This window comes from Lewinella cohaerens DSM 23179, from assembly GCF_000379805.1.
GTDB lineage: Bacteria > Bacteroidota > Bacteroidia > Chitinophagales > Saprospiraceae > Lewinella > Lewinella cohaerens.
On record NZ_KB903587.1, the window covers coordinates 22,497 to 42,908 of the forward strand.

A 20,412-nucleotide genomic window follows, 5' to 3' on the forward strand; every position below is an offset into this window, starting at 1 on the left:
ACGACTAAAAGCTAGAGCGAAACCTCCAATTATGAGATACCGTAACTAGAAAAGAAAGATCGCCAGCGCATCTGCATGACGCCAAAGACTGCTTCTTTGATGATTCCGTTCGACATTTTTGAAATCCCTTCAACCCGGTCAGTGAAAGTGATGGGGACTTCGACAATTTTATATCCCAATTGGCGGGTCGCAAATTTCATTTCTATCTGAAAAGCATACCCTACAAAGCGAATCTTATCAAAATCAATGGCTTCCAATACCCGGCGAGTATAGCAGACGAAACCTGCCGTTGGGTCCATGACCGGCATAAAGGTAATCAAGCGCACATAGAGGGATGCGCCGTAACTGAGGAGCACTCGATCCCAGGGCCAATCCTGCAACTGGCCACCTTTGACATATCGTGAGCCTACCGACATATCTCCTCCCTGTTCTGCACAGGCTTGATAAAGCCGGACCAAATCGTTGGGATTATGGCTAAAATCGGCATCCATCTCGAAAAAATATTTGTATTGCGGACGTTCCAGCCCCCAGCGGAAGCCTGCGATATAGGCAGTGCCCAATCCCAATTTTCCTTTACGTTCAAGAATGTGTAAACGACCAGCAAATTCTTTTTGTTGATCTTTGACCAGAGTTGCTGTCCCATCAGGAGAGCCGTCATCGACAATCAAGATGTGAAAATCATGGGGCAGAGAGAATACAGTGTGAATCATTTTCACAATATTCTCTTTCTCGTTGTAGGTCGGAATGATTACGAGGCAGTCGCTCAAGATAATTGATTCAGTTTAGATGGGTAAAGATAAATGATTCTATGACAAATGCCGCAGCTAGTCTTATCGTAATTAGTAAGACAGTTTAATTTAGTTGTGAAACTGATCTTTACACCATTGAATAATGAATTCTGTTTACGACAAAAAACATTTCCACCGATGCAACACCCCCCCTACCTGCTGTTCTTTATTATTCTTTCTACCAGCACTTTATACAGCCAGGGGCCTATCAATGGGTTCATGCCCAAGCCAGGTCAATTGGATGCAGCATTCACCTACAGTGGTGAGACATTTTCAGAATTCTATAATGAAAACGGTGATCTTATTCCCCGTAATATAGATGCTACAAGCTATAACTTATTCTTCGAATACGGCCTAGACCCCAAAACAGCCCTAATCGCAACAGCTCCATATATCGAAAACACCCCCGACAACAAGGGCTGGCAGGATGGTAGTATTTGGCTCAAATACCGCAATGAAAGGGTAGAACAAGAAAAAGGCTACCACAACTTTATAACTTCTATTGGCCTGGGGTTTCCACTCAGTAGTTATCCCAATGACAATCTTTTTGCGATCGGACGACGGGCCACCACCTTTCAAGGAAGATTTCTTTGGCAGTATGATGCTAAATACGGCTGGTTTGTTAGCGCACAATCAGGCATTGATTTTCAGTTTGCCCCGGAGGCATTAGCTGCTTTACCAATCTTGGTACGAGGGGGCATTGGCACTTCCCGTTTTTATGCTGATGTTTGGCTGGAACATTATCAATCGCTACAAGGAGCAAGCGACAATCAAAATTCAGCTAGTGGGGCAGGTAGTACCTGGACACGCGCCGGAGGGACTTTCTATGTTCCCGTTGCCCCTTGGGTTGGCGTTTTCACAGGAGGAGCCATCATTTTAGGAGGTAAAAACATTGGTCAGTCTACCCGCTGGAACCTAGGGGCTGTTTTTAGGGTAAATAGTTAGAAGTAGGTGTAATTAAGGTGTAAATGTTGGAAAAGTGTAAAGGTGTAAAAGTTCGCACCCCATACCTCTATGTGACTATGTGTCAAAAAAACTATGTGGCTATGTGATAAAAACATCGCACCTCGTACCAAAGTCGCGCCTACTCCTCTACCCAGCCTTCTATCCAGAGTCGTTCGGCTTTGCGGTAGCCATTAAAGTAAACTTTAACGCCTTTATTGAAGTAGCCAGCGTCATCGGCATCATATTCAATAAGGATGTGCCCCAATGAATCAGGTGGCACCATTACATCCTCCCATTCGGGGCTGGTACAACCACAGGCAGGCCGTACATTATCAATATATAAGGAATCGGCACTAACATTACGAAAAGTAAAAGTCGTAGTGGTAGGTACGCCGCGCTCCAGATCGCCAAAATCGTGCGTCGTCGGCACTTGCCAAACGACAGGAGCATCAGGAAATTGCCAGGAGAAGACCAAGCTGCTAAGGACAATACTTAAGAGTGCAAATTTCATGCTAATAGAAATGATTTAAACGGCTTTTTATTGTTTGGAAGCCTCATCTTCGTTGGTACGCAGAACATCCCAGGTATGGTCGGCCAACATCTTTACTTCAGCAACAAAAGTATAAGGCGGCTTTTTGCCCCATTCATTTGGACTAACCATCGAAAGAATTGTCTTTCCTGAACCCTTCCGATATAAATAGTAATTACGGCCAATAAGTGGTTCAAAATTCATGTCTGTCTGATAAATTTCTTCAGAAATGCTTACACGATCCTGAAGCTTTCGGGCTTGCTGAGCCAGTAGATCAATCTGTTCCTTAATTTGCGCTAGTTGTAGATCTGTCTGTTCATACATAGCAGCTACTGCGCGGCCTTTCACCCGACCTTTGTCAATGGGTTTGATCACCGCTCCGCCTACAGTATGCGCGTAAGGCAACAAATGAGGATTTTCTGCAATTTTCTCAGGATCGATAGGGTTCACCCAATTTTCTTCCTGCACTGTTTTTTTCTTTTCTTGTTCTTTAGACATTGTAAATCTTAAAGCTAAGGGTGTTCTGGATATGCTAACATAGTACTCCTAAAGAACAGCAGGTAAGAAGGGAGGTTCAACAAGATCAACAATTCTTCGTATGAAAAAATCGCTGCCTCATATTATATACAAAACAGCGCGACCACCCTAATCGGATAATCGCGCTATTTAGATAAAAGCATCACACTTATTATTTCAATCTCATCGTCGTACTTCCTGCAAGAAAGCCTTTATTATAGATTTCAATCTTATAGTTGCCTGACGCAAATTGCTGGCCAGGATTCCAGATAAACTGCAATGCATTTTCGTTACGATCATAGCTGATATCATCCTTAAGTGTATAGCGCATTGCTTCTCCTGTACCCTGATTAGTAAAGACCCCTGACCCCATCTGCTCCATCGCTAAAGTCTCCCCTTGCGGGTTGATGATACGAACCACAAACTCTTCTGTTCCCGGCTCTGTTATTTCATTAACCGTCGTCACAAAAGAAACAGAAATACGCTCCACGTTATTCGCATCCTGACGAGTGACAGGCTTGCCACTGCGGCGAATTTTCTGGCCCACTGCTTCGAGTCCTGCAACCTTAATCGTAGATGCCTGGCTCACTTTACGCGATAAACTACTATTAGTAGAAGCCAATTGTTGTTTTTCACTTACGAGCAGTGCACGCTCCTGGTTAAGGCTCTCATTTGTCTGTCGAGTAGAACTCAGGTCTGTTTGCAGGTTATCACGCTGTTCCGCCAATTGCTGGTTTTCATCCGTCAATAATGCATTCTGTTCTCTGAGTTGATTGAGTTCGGCTACATAGCCGTTCAGCTGCTGCTTCAACTGGTTAATCTCCGCACGAGCGGCACTGCCATCACCTCCTTTGCGTATCATGCTGGCGATCCGATCTTTTGATGCCAATAGTTCTTGTTGCTGTTGCTCAATCATAGCGTTCAGTTCTTCATTATTTGAACGCATAGACTCCAGTTCTGCTTTGGCTTCGTAGTACTGATCATTAAGTTCTTCCTGAAGCTTGGTGGATTCGTCCAGCTGGGTAGTCAATGTCTCCTGAGCTTTATCAGCTTGGGTATATTTGAATAAAAGCCAGGCATTAACTGCCAGTAATACCACAATCACCACTGCTGCAATGGCAATCAATCGCTGTTTAGAACTATCTTGCTTAGGAGGAAGTGGAGTGGGTGTGGGCGTTGGTGAAGATGTGTTGGTTGTCATAACTAGACCTTTTATAAATTCAGATGTGTATAGATTCTCGTGCTTATAACGCCCATCATCGATTTTAATTGTGTCCTTAAAATCGGCTTTTTTTTGCTACTTTAGAGCCCGTTCACCATCAAAACATTGCTCTACTTATGCTCGAACAAATTGATATAGCCAACGTGCTTTTCCTGGATATTGAAACCGTTAGCGGACAAGCCGCTTTTGATAACCTCAACGAAGACGTACAAGCACTCTGGGCACACAAAGCACGCTCTGTCTTAAGAACTACGGAAGAGATAAGTGAAGAAGACCTTGCTGCTTCCTACCTGGATCGGGCTGCGATTTTTGCAGAATTTGGTAAAATCGTCTGCATTTCCGTCGGGGCCATACACCGCGACAAGGACAAACGCCTGAAAGTACGCCTGAAATCATTTGCCAGCGCTGATGAAGGGGAAGTACTGAAAGGTTTTTCTGAACTCCTGGGACAGTACTACAACAACCCTTCGAAATACTTTCTTTGTGGGCATAACATCAAAGAATTCGATATCCCCTACGTTTGCCGCAGGATGATTGTCAACAGCATGAGCTTTCCTAAAATGCTGGATATTGCAGGAAAGAAGCCTTGGGAAACCAAGCACCTGTTAGATACGATGGAGCTGTGGAAATTTGGGGACCGAAAATCTTACACTTCCCTCAAATTATTGGCGGCCACATTGGGTTTCCCCTCTCCTAAAGATGATATCGACGGCAGCATGGTAGGCCGTGTTTTCTGGGACGACGACGACATCGACAGGATCGCTCATTATTGTGAAAAAGATGTTTTAGCTACCGCTCAGCTATTCCTTCGCTTTCAACTGGCACCGTTGCTGGAAGAAGATCAGATTGATCATGTAGGAAGGTAACTACTCACCTAAAACAACTCCAATAATTTTGCAAACAACCCCATGAAGTAATTGAGACAGCAAGACCCACACAGGTGCAGGACACAGAAAAGCCCTAAGAAAACTCTACTCCCCCGGCAAGAAGATTTGGTCTACCTTAATCGACCTACTTTCTGCCAATGGTATCATGGCATTAATAATCCGTACCTCTTTAAAGTATTTCAGGTCGGGAACTCGGATAACGGTAGGGTGTATTCGCCCTTCTCTGCACAATTTGGCACGGCGTGTGCCTTTGAGTAGAGGATGTACCGGTGTCCACCATTTTTGACCATCATACAAAGCCAAGTTGCCGTAATAAGTGTCTGTGATAAAGTCATGCCAACTCATGATGATGTCATCACAGCCATCACGGTAGGTAAAGGCTTCGTCAAGAGGTTTACGATCTAGGTATTTATGCCGGTAATCAAAAGGCTCCAACTTAACAACCCGTAGTGTTTTCACACGCCGAGGAGTATAAACTTCACATGAAAAAGAATGGATGACTTTATCGTAAACGATCCTGATTTTGTGATAACCCGTATCAGGAAGTGTTTGCTGTTCTAGAAAGGTCTTTAAATTCAGCTGCTGCTTAATCCCAAAAAGCTGGCGACGAGAGTGATTTACCCGCTCCTGATGAAAAGGGAGGAGATCCAAACTGCCTTCGCGCAAACATATCGACTCTATTAGTTGAACCAGCTGATCAGACAAGGTGTAAAAGGGATTGGGTGTAGTTTTGAAATTTTACCAAATATAAGCCAGGATTATGACAAGGACAAATCTACTTTTACTGCCGTTCTCAAAGGTAGATATACCTTTTCCTTTAATTCTTGGTACTCTTCCTCCCAATTACTGTAAGCGGTAATTCCGCCACCAGACCAATAACGCATCCCTTCTTTGTGTTTTTCCACAAAACGAATGAGTACACAACTGTCTAGTTCGTAGCCATCCCAAAGTGCAGCAATACCTGTATAAAACCCTCGCTCCTGTCCTTCTGCTTCCTGAATAATCTTGACGGTCTCTACCTTTGGGGCACCACTAATACTCCCCGCAGGTAACAAACGTAAAAGAACATCTCCAAGCTGATGATGGAAATCAACAGGCAACGTCCCCCCGATACGCGTACTGGTTTGCCATAAACCTCCCCGAGGAGTAGATAGATGCTCCAGGTAGCGATAATCCTCTACCCGAACTTTATTGGCCACCTGACTCAGATCATTACGAATCAAGTCAACAATCGTAGCATGCTCTGCACTTTCCTTAGGGTCAGCAAGTAATTGCTCCCCTTTCAGGTAAGCAGGCAAGGTGCCCTTCATAGGGTAAGAAAAAATACGGTTGTCCTTAATTTGAACAAAAATTTCCGGCGAGAAGACTGTAAAATGATCTTTCCACCACAACTTATAGCGCGCCTGGGTTTGTTGATAGATATCTTCAAGGCTCCAGTTGGTATCAACTGGAGTCGGGAAAGTGAGGTTGGTCAAAAAACTGTCTCCCCTTTTCAAACCTTCCTGTACACGCTGAAAAGCCTTCAAGTATCGCTCTGGGCTAACAAAAGTAGGATTCCACATCAGCTGTGGGGCCGAACTTTCTGTAGAAATAAAATCGTTAGAACGTTGATGAAACTGAAAGCGAAGTTCCGCCGGATCAATATCTGCCAAACGAATGGCCCGTAACTGCTGAAGTTCAAAATCAGCTAATAATAAAAAAGGTTCCCTGGTACTCCCCCACTGGTTGAGCTGGCGGCGTAAACCAGACAAACCCTCTTTGTCCTTAGTCGTAACGGTATGAAGTAATTTTTCGAAAGTCTTGTTTTTTTATTATCTCTTAGAGCTTTTTTGGGACGAATGCTATCGCCTTGGAGTCACAAAGGAACAATAAAATGACTAAACTTGTGGCGGAATATATTTCAGACTCAGCCAGCCTGGTATGCATATACCATATCCAGAAACACCTTGCCAGGGTCCTTCCAAGTACCACTCTCCTGCCCTTTTCACCTTCCTCAGCTGCATGGTTTTGAAACACCAGGATAAATCGCTTGGTTTACGGCTCTCCAACAATTCTTCTTCTTTCAAGTACAAAACAGCGCCCTGTTCTTGCGCTTTAAACGATAATATTCCTAATACATTCGGTGCATAAACGTAAGTACGGCCAGTATAACTATTATCATTAACCTCAATGAGATAAATTTCAAAATCGTATTCTTGCCGATAGCCACCCTGTTCTTGAGTAAGCTTCCCCAACCACTGTCCGGTTCGGGGAGCATTCGAAGACTGAGCACGAAGGGGTAATATACCTATCAAGGAAATTACCAAAGCAACTACACAACGCTGCAACATACGTCAACATTAAAGCCTATCACCAGTTGTAAAAAACTGCTAATAAGTTGATCAGATGGAAATAACTAAAAAATGTGGGTGTGTAGTTTACTCTTCTTCCTCCGTTACCGGAACAGTAAAAATACTAAAAATGGTGGTCCCATAATTACGGACTTGCAGCAAATTGGGGTGTTTTTCAAAATTGTGCCGTGGGTTATGCTCTAATACCAGCCAACCTCCGGGTTTCAGCAATTGCTGCTGTAGCACAAGGTCCGGGATTTCCGGAATATTAGGTAAAGGATAAGGTGGACCAGCAAAAATATAATCGTAAGGAGCTTGCCGCTGCTGGATAAACCGAAAGACATCTGCTCTGTTGATACGCATAAAATCTTCGATACCAAGCTCTTTTGCCGTACGTTTTGCAAAAGCTACGCAGCCTGGAAATTTATCTACATAAGTTACATCACGGCATCCTCGTGAGATAAACTCGTAACTGTGATTACCCGTTCCTCCAAATAAATCGAGTACCCTGAGCTCACTAAAATCAAAGGTATTATACAGGATGTTAAACAAACCTTCTTTGGCATAATCCGTCGTAGGGCGGGTAGGCCAATTCTTTGCTGGTGGATTGAAGCGCCGCCCTTTAAATTTTCCTCCGATGATACGCATGCAAAAAAAAATTAATGGTAATGTTGAAGACTCAGTAAATCATAAAAGAGATGAACCTCATGTTGCTTAGCTTGTGGGCCCATCATAGAGGTTTCTTTCAATTGAAGGAAAGCCAGATCACGCACGTAGCGATAGAAAAGATTAAAGACTTCCGTTGCTGGCAATATCTCGCCAAAAATTCTCAGTGGTACTTGAGCCGGTTTCCAGCCACATTGCTCGTAAGCTAATAAAACGTAATAGAGGTAATCTTTGGCCGAGTGACAAGAAAAAGCATTACAAAAAAGCAACCGATCGCGCTCAATAGCAATCAAATAGATAAAACCATCCCGCAGGTAAGCGTACATCTGAGCCCTCCCCAACCTGCGGGTATACTGCGCCAATTCATGGAGCATGGGCGTCAGGCCATGATAAAAACGGCACCCAACAAAAGCTCGCCGCCACTCACTCAGTTTTTCCTGATCTAGCGCATACAACAAATAAGCGCCAAGTTCTGGTATAGGATCTGCCAGAATCGTGTCCGAAGCGTTCAAATCCGTAAGATCAGCCAGCATGGTTTGGCGGGCATCGCCATTGTAAAGCCTGGCAGGTACGAGCGTAAAACGAGGCCCTAACCAAGCCAAGCGAATTTTCTTAAAACTAGCGCCTAGCCGTTCATCCATTTGCCACCAAGCCTCTGACGTAGGATGGCTAAAAGCCCTGATAGCCAGTGCCTTTTTCTCAGGGTCAGTAACCAAATAACTGGAACTGTCCATCCCGGTAAGGATGGACAGTTCTGATTGAGGCAAGCTTTGTTCTCGAAAAGCCTCCTCTGTAATATCATAACGAATTACTCCCAATTACCAGAAAGGTTTGGTTTGTTCAGATCACCAAACTTGATAATCTTTTTGGGACTATAGTTCTGATCATACTTCGCAAAACGTAAATCGGAATATTTTCCCATAAACGTTCCATAGGGCGTACCTACCTCAACAACAGCTACCGTTGTTGACTGATAGTCAATGGTATCCGCAGCAATTTGGAAGGTAGCTTGCTCTGTATCTTTAAATACAGGTACAAATTTCAATGACTGTAAATCCATACCCAAGGTTCGAATCGAATCAATCGCATTCGTGTAGCTGGTGTCGTAAGTGATCTCTCCGGTAAAGTTAGGATCATCAGGGTCACCAATGACTGCAATACGCGTAAAGCGACCGTTGGTCAGTACATCTACCAAAGTATCAAAGTTAGGAGCAAATGTTCCGGTGATATCCCGGTACATTTCCTGAGCATCACGAATGAGCTCTAACTTCTCCACAACAATTTCTTTGCGGCGCTCTTTCTCAGCGTCAAAAGCGATGGGTTCTTCGATACTCATATACAGCATATAGGCAAGTGCCGCAGCGATGACTAGAAGAATGACGTTTAATACCAATCTCATTTTCCGGTTTTGTTTTGATGCAATTATACGTTTTTTAAGTCAATCTCGGGTAGCTTTCCCACATCCGCTTACTGACCAGCTGCTAAGATGTTAATATCTTGGCACATTAGTGTAATTTTTAACGGATTTTTTCCGAGGACAGTTACTGAACTTGACCTGAAGCTATTGCTTCAAAGCATAAGATGCACAGAAAATGTTTTTTGGTGGAAGAAGGAAAAAACTAATGAATAGCTTGAATATTTCCAATACTAGAGGGTAAAGCAACACTCTATTATTTTGAAAAGAGAACCACGAAACGTTTTTTTTATCGTTTGGACAACAATGATATTGAGCAATTACTTTATAAAAGATACAATGTAGGAGACCATCTCATAAGGACTAATAATCAATATAAAGTTCAATTAAATACCGCTATGAGTGGAGGTAATATAGGAATTGACAGGATTGACAAACTCACTTATGAGCAAAAATCTCTGGTTAGATTATTTACGGATTACAACAAACTTAACGGAAAAGGCTCTAAACTTTACACCCCGAAGAAAGAAGGTAAAAACTTTCACCTTAGCATTCGACCTGGTTTGCAACATTCTTCTATTTCTATCACCAACACCTTTATCTCTTCTAATTTTTTTGACCTCTACTGGGAAGAACAAACAACTCTCAGTAAGAGTGAGGTAAAAACGCCTAACTTAGGTCGCTTACCTTTGGCTTCAAGCACCACATTGGCCTTTGGTGGTGGATATTGTTTTGCAAACAAAGTAAGCATTGAAATAAGACAGCGATTGAATAAAAATGTCTTCCAACTTGTTGGAAAACCTGAATCAGATTACACTGCTCTCTCTTTAATTTTTGGTTACACCATACTTTAATAGGAACAGCAAGTAAAAAGGCCGCAATATTGCGGCCTTTTTACTTGCTGTAATCACATTACATCCCCGCAATCAATTTGCGTTTCATTTCCGAAAACTCTTCGTCAGTAATTACGCCATCATCTCTCATTTGGGCCAGGCCTTTAAGTTTATCCATAATCGTTTCTTCAACGACTGCATCAGCAGTAGCAGCTGGTTCGGGTGTTGCTTCTTTCGGAGTAGGTTCCGCAGGGGCTTGTGCCTCCTCTGCCTGCCATTCTTTAGCTACTTTCTTCCCTTTCTCAAACTTCTCTTTGTAGACTTTTTTCAGTCGCTCCGTATCAAAATCAAGTATGGTACCACCAGAATCAAAATGCCGTTTGAAAACTTCACCAAGGGCATAGGTCGAAGCACCGTTGAAAATAGATACCGTCACACCACCGATGAGTGTCCCAATACCAGGCACTAGCTTTATCAAGCTTCGGGCTCCGGCGCGAGCCAGCGTACTACTCGTAAGAGATGTAATAATGGCTTTCCCTTGCGTTTCCGCAAAATCAATATCATAGACCCGGCTCAACTGTCGGATCATATCCAACTGTAAAGCACTGACGGCAAAAACATCCGCAATCGGAATAGGGATCAAAAAACTGGCCCCCATCGACCAAATAACATGATTACGTACTACGGTATCCGCGTGCTTGGCACGATCACTCTTTCCTGTGCTCATAAATGATTCTTTTATCTTCTTGGTAGCAAACTTCTTGATTTGCTTGCGCATAAATTCGGGTAATTAATTCTCTACAAATATGCACCTTTCCGCTTTGTGATGCCAGAATTATCGACGATGGAGCGTCTTTTTAAGATAAGCAGTCCTAAAACGCAACCATTTTCATCATGTCTTTTTGGGGCCATGCCGTCAGTAGCGTTGCCACGCAAACGCTACTGCGGCACCAGGCTATCCGGTCGCTATCGCTTCCTATTATCCTTTGGCCTGCTCCTCCGTGCGCCGAGCTTTAGGCTACGCCTTGCGCTAGGTTCTGGGTGTTTTAGCGCGCTAAAACACCCAGAACCTATAGCCTTCGAGTAAAACTCACGCTCGGGCTGAAGCCCAAGCTACGGTAAACAGTCCCTTCGCTACTCCCCTATCTGCAACCTTCTACCCTCGCTGTGGCTAACAAATTTTGGCGCATACATACACTGGATGGTAGACAAACCACCAGAAAAATCACCTTGGTGGAAAACAACCAGGTCATATTCCAACACGTATTGTCCGGCAGGTAACCAATGAAAGAAGAAATGAGTACCCAGATCGGTGGTTTGCTGGTAATAGCCCAAGCCTCCCTGGTAACGGTAGCTACTCAGTTGGTCTATAGGCTCCAAGCCACTAGCACGGAGGTCTTTGAGATGAACATACTCCAACGCCCGGTCATTGCGCACCACCAAGCGGACGGTGATCCGGTCGCCTGCTTGAGGGGCTCTGGTCAAAGGTTCCAAAACTTCACCCTCACCATTATTGACACGTTGATACAGGGTGCGCTCTATAAGTAGCGGATTGTCACCGTCTCTGGTAACGGCATCAATACTGGTGAAATACTGCCAGTACAAGGCGCCCCACCCTGGGGCTTTTGAGCGGTTGCGCAAGCGTATCGTTGCCATCGCTGGCTGCACTTCTTCTTCTGTCCATTTCACCTGATAGGCGCCGGTGCCTGCTTCGGCGTTCTCTTGCGCCGTGGCCACTTTTGCCTCATAGGCATCTTTCGACCAATTGGGGAAGCTCACCTCTAGTGGTGTGGTCTCGCCCAGCCAGTTGTCGCCTGTACTTACGAGGGCAAAGATGGCCGCTGCGGTGGCTTTAGTGGTTTCCCAGCGGTTGGTTTCTTTGTTGCGCAGGAGCCAGATTTTCAACTCAGAGAGGGTCGCTTCATCCGCACTCATGGCAGCAAAAAGCTCCGTCAGCTTTACGTGGGTTTCCACATTATTTTGATACCAATAGTAACCATTGAGCTGCATCCAGTAGCGGCCCAGTTCTTCGGAATGCAAAGAACGCTCCTTGAGAGAAGCATAGATTTTATTGGCCAGTTCGTCCCGGCTGCTGTACTTTGCGGCAAGCGCAATCATAGCCTGCTCAAAAAGGCTAGCATCCAGCCAATGTTCCGTCACCATCGACCAGCAATATTCGTACATCGCCATTTGCTCCGGCAGTAGGTCGATATCTAAATTCAGGTTGCGGGTATAGAGATAGTGGATAATTTGAGGACTGGCAGCATATACTTTATCCTTTTTCTGCTCTTCGCCCAATTCGAGGTACCACTTATAAGCCTGCTGATCACAGTAACGCATGGCGTTTTCCAGTGCATTTTTCAGCTCATAGTTCATCTCTTCTCCCGTGAGCTGCCGTAGGTGTGAGAGCTGTTCGACCACGTATTGGGTCATATACCACTGTTCCGGCCCACCGGGAAACCAACTAAAAGCGCCATTCGGTGACTGTCGGTCTAACAACTTACGTTGGGCAACAGCCTGCTCGTTAGCCAGGCGGTCCAAATCGAACAACAATGCGATGCGTTCTCTTTGCAGGCTTTCACTTTGGGCTTCCATTACCCATGGTGTTTCCTCTAGCAGCGCTGTTTTCAGTTCTTCGTTTTGGTAAAGCGGGCTTTTCAGCGCTTCTTTGTTGCTTCGCCAATCGGCAAAAACCTCTCTGATTTTTGGATAATCTTTGACCACCTTACTGGCCAAGCTGTTGGCAAACATTCGATTGACGATCTGCTCTGTGCAATCATACGGATACTCTTGCAGGTAAGGCAGTGCCTTGATCGCCTCCCAAGCAGGATTGCTGGTAATATCCAGGCGAAAAGCATGCTGATCTGTGGTCGCATCGGCGTTTTGCAAACGCTCCAAAGTGAACGTTTTCGTTTGTTTGGGACGCACAAACAAAGGCTGAGCTTCTGTGATCAACACCCGGTTGGTCAGCACCTGAATAGCAGCTTCCTCGCCATCAGAAAAGTCGCCTGCCCGGGCAATGACGCGGTAGCCCAAAACACCTGCTCCTTTTTTCGGCACCATCAACGACCAACTGACTGCTTGGGAAGCATCCGCAGTCAAGTTGAAAGCAGTATTTTTCCCTTCCAAGCTGTACACACTGGCTATGCTTTCATTTGTTTGCACATCAAACAACTCCAGAATAGCTTCGCCGCTGAGTGTTTTATCAGAGAGGTTACTCACCTTAGCGGTGAAAGTTATTTGATCACCTTCCCGCAAAAAGCGAGGAGCATTGGGCAGAATCATCAACTCTTTCTGTGTAACCAACTCCTCCGTGGAGAGGCCATAGGCCAAGTCTTTAGTATGGCCAAAAAGTTGCAATTTCCAACGGGTGAGGGATTCCGGTGCGCGAAATTTGAGCACTACCCTACCCTCGGCATCTGTAGCCAGCTGAGGAAAGAAGAAAGCTGTTTCGCCCAGGTTCGTCCGTATTTTTGTTGGTGGAGGGGCAGCGGTGGCTGATTCTCCATCTCCGGTACTAGTTTCAGCAGCATAACTGTTTGGTGGTGGCGGCGGTGGAGCATTACCTGCTCTCATCTTCGACATGGTAATGTCAGGTTCTTCTTCACTAAAGGCCATTTCACTGCGCATTATCCCACCAGATTGAGCTCTACTCATCAGCATATAGGGAGCCGGGGCACCGTAGCCGGCACTTGACCAAAGGCGTGGATAAACCAAGTTGGTCTCTTTCTCATAAGGCACAGGCGGGCTATTGAAATCGGCATAGTTTTGCAACTGCCGGAAGCCCATCGCCTGCCACTGGGGTCTTACCTTCCCGGTTGGATACGCTGGGAATTTCCAGTCGAATGGCCTAATTTGATCCAAACTGGCATCATACATACTGGCCAGTAATTCCGTAGCAACCTTGTCTTTATCTGGCCCATCCACCCGCAGGATAAACTCTTCTTCGGCATCAGGATACAGCTTGGAACGGAAGGTTTCAAAAGTAATATCGAGCTCCTTGTTTTTCCACGGAACCGACCAATAAGCCGAGGTTTGGTAATAACGATTATTAGTGATGTAGAATCCATTCCAGCTCAGTCCACCGCGATCAGCTTCCGATAATTCATAACCGAAGCCCGTTTCTCCTTCAAGCCACTGCTCCCAATGCGTCGTTTGACGATTTTGTAAAACAGAAAAAACATGAAGGTCGACGGATTGCTCCCCCAATCCTAATGCTGCTACATCGCCGGGCTGAAGAGGCGCTTCGCTTTTCCGCGTGTACAGCCACTCCCCTACAGCAAAATCACCTTTTGACCAATCATGCACCTGAAAATCCTGTTTTGTTTTCAAGGTATCTCCTTCTGGCGTAACCGTGAGTAAGGTGGCGCGATAATGGCCTACCTTCCAATCTTTGGCAGCGATAGAAAGACTATCACTTCCAGCTAGCGTCAATGAAGTACTATACACCTGATCGCCTTCTGGCCAGTGCTCTTTTTCCTCTTCTTTGTTATAGGTAAACAAGGGGAAATATTCGCGAAAATCCTTCTCGTTTAACAGCTGTAAATCAGGACGACTCCAATAGCGGCCATGATAATTCTTCGCCGGAGCGTCAAGCTGTACAACCTGTACAGAAACGTCCTTTTCAAGTGGTTGCCCATCCAGGTTTTTGCAGCTTAGTCCAAAAATGAGGCCTTCTTCGCGGTCAAAAGATGCTGGTGCTTGTATATCTAAGCTGAATGGGTATTCCGTCAGGGTAACACTTTTATTGGCCATCCTGGTTTCTCCCGTACCATCTACAACTTCCACATTCACTTTGAAATAGTAGGTAGGAAAACGATTGCTCTCTACTGCTGCGTCGGGGTCAGCAAAAAAGCGGAAAGAAAACTTCCCGGACTCATCCGTAGTGGTCGTACCTGTCACCAGCGTTTTCGGTTGCTGATAGGAAGGAAGATAGCGACCATACCCTCTACGATACCAAGGAAAAGCTGTTTCTCTGACCACTGTATATTTCACTTTTGCATCGGCGATGGCAGGCCCTGCATAAGCAGCGGCAGTACCTTCTACCGTGACCGAATCTCGTAAGCGGGGTTCTTCTTTCAAATCTGCCAATTCTACTTCAAACCGAGGGCGTTTATATTCTTCAACACGTAAATATTGGGTGGTACCGTTGCCCAGGTTAGAACGCAAATACATAGTACCCAACAGGCCACCTTGCGGCAAGGTAAACTGACCATGTGCAGAGCCAAATTCATTGGTTTGCAAAGCCACTGTAGCTACTTCCTGGCTATTGGCATCCAACAGGCTAACCGAGAATTTTGTATTTGGAACAATCGTTGCTACTTCTTTTTCTTTTTGCAGCGCCAGCGTTTTAAAGTACACGATCTGTCCAGGCCGGTAGATTCCGCGATCAGTAAAGAAGGCATTATATGGTGGCGACTTTTGCTGGCGGTTATAGTTGTTACTACGAAGCCACAAATACTCAGAAGGATACAACCGATCCTCTCCTTTAATGAGTTCAATCGCTACCCGCCCTTGGGAAACGCCCGGAAAAGTGACCTTACCTTCTTCATCTGTCTGATAAACCGCTTGCTGCTTCATGGGTTGATTATCGCGACTACGGCGATTGTCCGCCCAAATCTTTACCGTAGCGTCGGGAACAGGCGAGCCACTTCGTCGATTTACAACCCTAATTTGATACTGCCCTTCATTATCAACATTTTGGACCATCGCCAATTCTGACACCCAAAAATAGGTCAGTACCGTGCCACCTTCTTCCAAAGAAAAGTCAGCCTTTGTGGAGACGGCCAGACAATACACGCCGTTGGGAAGGCCCGGCAAGGCCGTTTCCACCTGATGATCTCGAAAGTCTCCGGGTTGGGGTAGGTTTTCGGACCATTCCAGGCTCGCTTTTTTGCCTAAAATAGCTTCCAGCTTTGTAGTCGTTTTATCTTGGTCATGATACTCCGCTACCGTGATTGGGATGGCTTTCAGGTAGACTTTCTCCACATTATTGTAAGACAATGAAACCAAGGCAGGTGTCTGTGGCAACTGTACCGCTTCGATAAAGGTATTTAACGCTGGGCGTAATAAGCGATTGAGTAATTTTGTTGCCTCACTTGCAGCTTGCTCTTTGGGAAAACGAGCACGAACATCACGAGCTACTGCTATGGCTTTTTTGAATTCCCAGCGGAGTTCTTCTTTTCCAGGACCTTCTGGGTTGTAGTTATACCCTTGCTGCTCGTGAAAGGTCATTAGCGCTTTGAGCACCATGGCCTCTTTGGGTGTATTCTGATGCTGTTTTTGAAGACCTTCTAAACTTTTGCGGTAAGCATCATGGCGATCTTCGGTATTCAGCTGCTCGTAAATCAGCTTGAGGCGAGTAAGATCGAGATCAAGCTGTGCTTTGCTATCTGTTCGAAAACGCAAGGACCAACGGAGTGCTTCTTGCAGAATTTCCAAGGTACGGTGGTAGCTGGTCGCTTTTTCGCTGCTTGGCAGTTCAACAGTGATAAAATCCTTAACCGGCCCTAACCAGGCCACATTATCGAGTAATGGTTCATAACCAGGCTCTCCCAAGAAAGCATCATTATTTTGGAAATATTGAAGCGCTCGGTGCAGTAGCAAATCGTAGATGCTGGGCCGCAAATCTTCTGCATTTTCACCGGGAACGACCAATGGGCCGTAAGCAGCCAAGTCCTTATCTCTCAGTTCCGTTGCTTCGAGAGAGGAGAGGTACAATTCGGTGATACGATTAACGAAGCTTTGGGAACTCCAGGTCGTTTCATCGGTGGTAGGGCTGGTATCAGCAAGTTCGGTTCGCTGATCAATTTGCCAGCGGTTGTTTTGCCAGTAGTTGAGGTACTTTTCGGCCAGATAAGACTGATAAATGGCTTTAGTGGGCTGATCAGCGTAAGCCGTCAGCTCTTCCAGCATTTGCAGGGCATTCCATTCGCCCTGTTCTTGCCGCGCTTCCAGCACCAGCTGGTATAACAAAACCTTGATTTCATGTGCTTGCCGCAAAGGGTCATCGCTATTCATTCCATCTAGTTCCCCCTTCAATTCAAGCAGTGCGTCGCCTGCCGATTCCGGTAATCCTTGCTGGTAAAGGGAATCGATATTGTTCCATTCTTTGGTGAATGGTTCGTTAGAGAGGATATCCTGGGCCATAAGGGAGGTGGTTGTCAAAAATAGCAGTAGAAACATTGCAATGCAATGTCTGCACAAGGGAATAAATAGGCGATTAGGCAGCAGCATGGTGTGTATTTTTATTTGAAACGCTGAATGTCCACAGCAAAGTCTAGTTCTTTATTAAAAGCTAAATAATCCGCAAAATGTTTGGCCCAGAAAGGAGCCAACGAAGCACCTTTCGTCCCCAGGCCATTGAAGATCCCAAGCTGCGGATACTGTGGGTGCATCCCCAAAAAGGGCCGGCGATCTTTGACCGTTGGGCGAATAGCAGCCCGGTGATCGACCAATTCATAAGGCGTCGTAAGCACCTCTTCCAGTCGAGCCTGCAGGTAGGCTTTCCCTTCCGGTGTGGGATCTTCACTGGTGAACTGGTTTTCGGAAGTAGAACCTACCCAGTAGAGGTCGTCTGTAAAAGGAACAATAAAAATACGGTGCTTAAACATCTGTTCCAACTGGGCATTGGGTAGCCGAATGAGGAGGACTTCGCCTTTGTTTCCGCCGTAAGGCAAGTTGCCAAACCAGGGATTGAAGCGGGCCCGCCAGCCTTCGCAAAACAAGACACGATCCGCTACCAAATCACCATACTGAACATCATTTTCACGAATAACCAGCTGCTCTGGCGCAAAGGCTTCTTCATAAAAACGGCCTTCTTCCTTTCGTTTTGCCTTTAAAGCATCTACCAAAACACCGATGGTCACCTGTGCGGTTTGGGTTACTTCGAGGTAAGAGAAAGCGGGGTCTGTAAGCGTGGGAATATTCCCCAAACGGGGCGGTTCGTGGAAATAATCCTGGTAAGCATCTTCCAATATCCTGGCTTGCCAATTGTTTTCGTCGCCTCGATTGAAGAGCGTTCTGACTAAAGGGCGTTCGTGATAAAACTGGATATCCAGTTCTTGCTCCAGCTTGCGATATAGCTGCTGGGCAAAAGGTACCAAGTCATCAATACGCCACGACTTCACAAAACGGCGCCCCGTAATCGGATTGATAATCCCTGCGGCAACCTGGGTAGCTGCCTTTTGGTCGGGCGCATCGAGGTAAATACACTCCTCACCGGCTTGTTCCAGGAAGTAACCAAACAAAGCACCGGCGATACCGTGGCCGATGATGAGGTTTTTTTTGGTTGATGGTTGATGGTTGATGGTTAGATGGTTTTTCTTTGGTTGGATCGTTTGATGGTTCGAGAGTTGGTTTGTTGATGGTTGATGGTTGATGGTTGATGGTTGATGGTTGATGGTTGATGGTTGATGGTTGATGGTTGATGGAAAAAAACAACCTTTACACCTTTACACCTGCTTATAACTTTTACACTTTTTTTTACACATTAATTCTGGTTGCGCAATTCTTCTAGTTCCAGCTTCAGTTTTTTGGTGAGGCCTTTGACAACCAGGTCGTAGCTGTGATCAATTAACTGGAGTAGGAGCTTTTCGGGGACATCGCCTTCTACCAAGACGGTATTCCAGTGTATTTTGCTCATGTGATAGCCGGGTTGAATATCGGGGTATCGCTCACGTAATTCTACGCCCCATTCCGGGTCACATTTTAGGTTTATTTCAAACGCTTCTCTGTCGAGTCCGCAGAGGGCGAACATTTTGCCCATCACTTTAAAAACAAGTGTGGATTCATTGAATGGGAAGGTTTCTTCAACGCCTGGTTTGGCCATGCAGTATGAGTGGAAGGTTTCCAGCGTCATTGTATTTGGTGGTTTTAAAGTTCTAAAAATGTTTAGCGAACCATAGCAGTTTTTGCTGACTAGCTTCTGCACAAAAACCAGCTAAAGCTTGTACATCCTGGTAGAAAGCCGTAATGATTTTGTCTTCACTAGAGTGTTCAGGAATAGCTTGTTCAAAATACGGTTTTAGCTCATCTTGGCCTTGGTATTTGATCGCGCGGCCAAAAAAAGGATAGTCGGTGATCAGCTGTAGCATCTTGTCTATCTCTTCTTTCAAATCGGCGAAACTCGACCATCCTTGCTGCTGCATAAAATCAGCAATCTCATCATCTATTTCGCCCGTTTTCATGGATTGTGCCAACTGATAGGTCCGTAACAACAAGGCATTATTCGAACGGTCGCCCAGGAATTCCCATTCATCTGCTTCTGGATCATAATGCATAAGGGTTTCTGGCTTCTGCTCTAAAACAGGGTGTAAGAGTTCTTCCAGGTCAATCTCAAATAAGCGAGCCAATTGGCGCAAGATAGCTGCTTTGCCATATTGCTCAACATCTGTTGTCATCAGGTACATCATCTGAGGCGAAAGCGATGGCATTTTGAGCCCCTTGACAGCAATAGGATTTACGAAAGAAAAAGCTTTGTGCATACCGAAATACAAATTTTCGGAAAGATACAAGCTTTTACCATGTGAGGAAGATGGAATAAGACTAAACATCCTAGAGCTTGTTTGGAAATTTCATTTATTGAAAAACAAATACCCCAAATTAAAGCAAGAAATAAAGTTAATGCTTCCTGATTTTCAAGGAATTCCGAACCTGTCGTCGAAATGAAACCCTCACTTAGCCCGCTAAGCTCGGCTTTAATTTCTTAGCCAGAACCATAATTCGTTGGAAATCAGTTCGCAAAATTTCCAAACAAGCTCTTATATTTGCCTCCCTACTCTTTCGATGGCCCCATAGTTCAAGGGATAGAACAAGCGTTTCCTAAACGCTAGATCCGAGTTCGAGTCTCGGTGGGGCTACTAAAATTGAAATTTCACTACTGATAGTCAACGATTTGCATATTTTAGATTAAAAGGTGAGAGTCATTAAAGAAACTCTTCTTTAGATACTCTCAATTATTTCTAAATTTCTATCATACTCGTTAAACAGTATGCCATATCTCCAAATCACAGTAATTCTCACCTGTATTTAGATGAATAGTTGTACTCGTCACTTGACCATTACATTTTTGTTGACTTAGTAGCTTAGACGCTATTTGTATAAATAGAAGAAAGAAGATAATAAAGCCAAATAGCTGGATAAGTTTTTTCATAAAAGAAAGCAATTGTAAATGCTAAAAAGGACTTGTTTTGCTACCTCGTTACCTGCTTCACTTGCAGCTGCAGATTCTGAAATCCTTAAACTGAATCAGGAAAGTATAGAGCTAAACACAATGGGGTCT

The 20,412-nt window shown here is 45.0% G+C and carries 18 protein-coding genes and 1 tRNA gene; 4 read left to right on the plus strand and 15 right to left on the minus strand.

Features of this window, described 5'->3' with window-relative positions; all coding sequences use genetic code 11:
* Nucleotides 1-29: 29 nt before the first annotated feature.
* Nucleotides 30-767 (minus strand): polyprenol monophosphomannose synthase, encoded by a 738-nt coding sequence (locus tag A3EU_RS0124595; RefSeq protein ID WP_026211570.1) that lies wholly within the window; start codon nucleotides 765-767, stop codon nucleotides 30-32.
* A gap of 159 nt (nucleotides 768-926) precedes the next feature.
* Between A3EU_RS0124595 and A3EU_RS0124600 the strand changes: the two genes are divergently transcribed.
* On the plus strand, nucleotides 927-1,733 hold the full coding sequence (locus A3EU_RS0124600; RefSeq protein WP_020538851.1) for a hypothetical protein: 807 nt from the start codon (nucleotides 927-929) through the stop codon (nucleotides 1,731-1,733).
* A gap of 139 nt (nucleotides 1,734-1,872) precedes the next feature.
* Here A3EU_RS0124600 and A3EU_RS0124605 read toward each other — a convergent pair whose 3' ends face one another.
* From A3EU_RS0124605 to A3EU_RS0124615, 3 genes are all read right to left on the minus strand, one after another.
* Nucleotides 1,873-2,244 carry a DUF1573 domain-containing protein gene (locus A3EU_RS0124605; RefSeq protein WP_020538852.1) on the minus strand — a complete coding sequence of 124 codons (372 nt, stop codon included), beginning with the start codon at nucleotides 2,242-2,244 and terminating at the stop codon, nucleotides 1,873-1,875.
* Nucleotides 2,245-2,271: 27 nt separating this feature from the next.
* A complete protein-coding gene (locus A3EU_RS0124610) occupies nucleotides 2,272-2,760 on the minus strand; it encodes a DUF2452 domain-containing protein (RefSeq protein WP_020538853.1) in 489 nt (162 codons plus the stop codon).
* 190 nt (nucleotides 2,761-2,950) lie between these two features.
* Nucleotides 2,951-3,979, minus strand: a complete 1,029-nt coding sequence (locus A3EU_RS0124615; RefSeq protein ID WP_020538854.1) for an MBL fold metallo-hydrolase — start codon at nucleotides 3,977-3,979, stop codon at nucleotides 2,951-2,953.
* Between the two features lie 137 nt (nucleotides 3,980-4,116).
* Here A3EU_RS0124615 and A3EU_RS0124620 point away from each other — a divergent pair, with 137 nt between their 5' ends.
* A complete protein-coding gene (locus A3EU_RS0124620) occupies nucleotides 4,117-4,866 on the plus strand; it encodes a 3'-5' exonuclease (protein ID WP_020538855.1) in 750 nt (249 codons plus the stop codon).
* Between the two features lie 105 nt (nucleotides 4,867-4,971).
* Here the strand turns inward: A3EU_RS0124620 and A3EU_RS0124625 are convergent, their stop codons facing one another.
* The 6 genes from A3EU_RS0124625 to A3EU_RS33260 all read right to left on the minus strand — a co-directional run bounded on the left by A3EU_RS0124625 (nucleotide 4,972) and on the right by A3EU_RS33260 (nucleotide 9,282).
* Nucleotides 4,972-5,592: an aminotransferase class IV gene (locus A3EU_RS0124625; RefSeq protein WP_020538856.1), complete on the minus strand. Its 621-nt coding sequence runs from the start codon at nucleotides 5,590-5,592 to the stop codon at nucleotides 4,972-4,974.
* A gap of 53 nt (nucleotides 5,593-5,645) precedes the next feature.
* Nucleotides 5,646-6,638: an aminodeoxychorismate synthase component I gene (locus tag A3EU_RS0124630; RefSeq protein WP_020538857.1), complete on the minus strand. Its 993-nt coding sequence runs from the start codon at nucleotides 6,636-6,638 to the stop codon at nucleotides 5,646-5,648.
* 126 nt (nucleotides 6,639-6,764) lie between these two features.
* Nucleotides 6,765-7,217, minus strand: a complete 453-nt coding sequence (locus A3EU_RS0124635) for a hypothetical protein (RefSeq protein ID WP_020538858.1) — start codon at nucleotides 7,215-7,217, stop codon at nucleotides 6,765-6,767.
* An 87-nt stretch (nucleotides 7,218-7,304) separates the two neighbouring features.
* Nucleotides 7,305-7,865 carry an RsmD family RNA methyltransferase gene (locus A3EU_RS0124640; protein WP_020538859.1) on the minus strand — a complete coding sequence of 187 codons (561 nt, stop codon included), beginning with the start codon at nucleotides 7,863-7,865 and terminating at the stop codon, nucleotides 7,305-7,307.
* An 11-nt stretch (nucleotides 7,866-7,876) separates the two neighbouring features.
* A complete protein-coding gene (locus A3EU_RS0124645) occupies nucleotides 7,877-8,701 on the minus strand; it encodes a DUF3822 family protein (protein WP_020538860.1) in 825 nt (274 codons plus the stop codon).
* The gene (locus A3EU_RS33260) at nucleotides 8,692-9,282 is read right to left on the minus strand and encodes a hypothetical protein (protein WP_020538861.1); all 591 of its coding nucleotides are present in this window, start codon (nucleotides 9,280-9,282) and stop codon (nucleotides 8,692-8,694) included. The genes A3EU_RS0124645 and A3EU_RS33260 overlap by 10 nt, the downstream gene beginning before the upstream one ends.
* Before the next feature lie 311 nt (nucleotides 9,283-9,593).
* Here A3EU_RS33260 and A3EU_RS0124655 point away from each other — a divergent pair, with 311 nt between their 5' ends.
* The gene (locus tag A3EU_RS0124655) at nucleotides 9,594-10,151 is read left to right on the plus strand and encodes a hypothetical protein (protein WP_156825899.1); all 558 of its coding nucleotides are present in this window, start codon (nucleotides 9,594-9,596) and stop codon (nucleotides 10,149-10,151) included.
* 58 nt (nucleotides 10,152-10,209) lie between these two features.
* On the opposite strand, the gene A3EU_RS0124660 is transcribed toward A3EU_RS0124655, so the two are convergent.
* From A3EU_RS0124660 to A3EU_RS0124680, 5 genes are all read right to left on the minus strand, one after another.
* Complete coding sequence (locus A3EU_RS0124660) at nucleotides 10,210-10,908, minus strand: DUF697 domain-containing protein (protein ID WP_020538863.1); 699 nt, start codon at nucleotides 10,906-10,908, stop codon at nucleotides 10,210-10,212.
* 356 nt (nucleotides 10,909-11,264) lie between these two features.
* Nucleotides 11,265-17,279, minus strand: a complete 6,015-nt coding sequence (locus tag A3EU_RS0124665) for an alpha-2-macroglobulin family protein (protein WP_044086692.1) — start codon at nucleotides 17,277-17,279, stop codon at nucleotides 11,265-11,267.
* Nucleotides 17,280-17,377: 98 nt separating this feature from the next.
* Nucleotides 17,378-18,466: an NAD(P)/FAD-dependent oxidoreductase gene (locus A3EU_RS0124670; RefSeq protein ID WP_425412742.1), complete on the minus strand. Its 1,089-nt coding sequence runs from the start codon at nucleotides 18,464-18,466 to the stop codon at nucleotides 17,378-17,380.
* 155 nt (nucleotides 18,467-18,621) lie between these two features.
* Nucleotides 18,622-18,990 (minus strand): MmcQ/YjbR family DNA-binding protein, encoded by a 369-nt coding sequence (locus tag A3EU_RS0124675; protein WP_026211571.1) that lies wholly within the window; start codon nucleotides 18,988-18,990, stop codon nucleotides 18,622-18,624.
* Nucleotides 18,991-19,012: 22 nt separating this feature from the next.
* Nucleotides 19,013-19,615 carry a hypothetical protein gene (locus tag A3EU_RS0124680; protein WP_156825901.1) on the minus strand — a complete coding sequence of 201 codons (603 nt, stop codon included), beginning with the start codon at nucleotides 19,613-19,615 and terminating at the stop codon, nucleotides 19,013-19,015.
* A gap of 303 nt (nucleotides 19,616-19,918) precedes the next feature.
* Between A3EU_RS0124680 and A3EU_RS0124685 the strand changes: the two genes are divergently transcribed.
* Nucleotides 19,919-19,990: transfer RNA gene (locus A3EU_RS0124685), tRNA-Arg, on the plus strand.
* The last annotated feature ends 422 nt before the right edge of the window (nucleotides 19,991-20,412 follow it).

Excerpts from the sequence above, each read along its gene's own strand:
- A3EU_RS0124635 (WP_020538858.1), bottom strand. The coding sequence starts at position 7,217 with ATGTTGCAGCGTTGTGTAGTTGCTTTGGTAATTTCCTTGATAGGTATA.
- A3EU_RS0124610 (WP_020538853.1), bottom strand. The coding sequence starts at position 2,760 with ATGTCTAAAGAACAAGAAAAGAAAAAAACAGTGCAGGAAGAAAATTGG.
- A3EU_RS0124600 (WP_020538851.1), top strand. The coding sequence starts at position 927 with ATGCAACACCCCCCCTACCTGCTGTTCTTTATTATTCTTTCTACCAGC.
- A3EU_RS0124640 (WP_020538859.1), bottom strand. The coding sequence starts at position 7,865 with ATGCGTATCATCGGAGGAAAATTTAAAGGGCGGCGCTTCAATCCACCA.
- A3EU_RS0124680 (WP_156825901.1), bottom strand. The coding sequence starts at position 19,615 with ATGCACAAAGCTTTTTCTTTCGTAAATCCTATTGCTGTCAAGGGGCTC.
- A3EU_RS33260 (WP_020538861.1), bottom strand. The coding sequence starts at position 9,282 with ATGAGATTGGTATTAAACGTCATTCTTCTAGTCATCGCTGCGGCACTT.
- A3EU_RS0124665 (WP_044086692.1), bottom strand. The coding sequence starts at position 17,279 with ATGGCCCAGGATATCCTCTCTAACGAACCATTCACCAAAGAATGGAAC.
- A3EU_RS0124615 (WP_020538854.1), bottom strand. The coding sequence starts at position 3,979 with ATGACAACCAACACATCTTCACCAACGCCCACACCCACTCCACTTCCT.
- A3EU_RS0124605 (WP_020538852.1), bottom strand. The coding sequence starts at position 2,244 with ATGAAATTTGCACTCTTAAGTATTGTCCTTAGCAGCTTGGTCTTCTCC.
- A3EU_RS0124620 (WP_020538855.1), top strand. The coding sequence starts at position 4,117 with ATGCTCGAACAAATTGATATAGCCAACGTGCTTTTCCTGGATATTGAA.
- A3EU_RS0124660 (WP_020538863.1), bottom strand. The coding sequence starts at position 10,908 with ATGCGCAAGCAAATCAAGAAGTTTGCTACCAAGAAGATAAAAGAATCA.
- A3EU_RS0124675 (WP_026211571.1), bottom strand. The coding sequence starts at position 18,990 with ATGACGCTGGAAACCTTCCACTCATACTGCATGGCCAAACCAGGCGTT.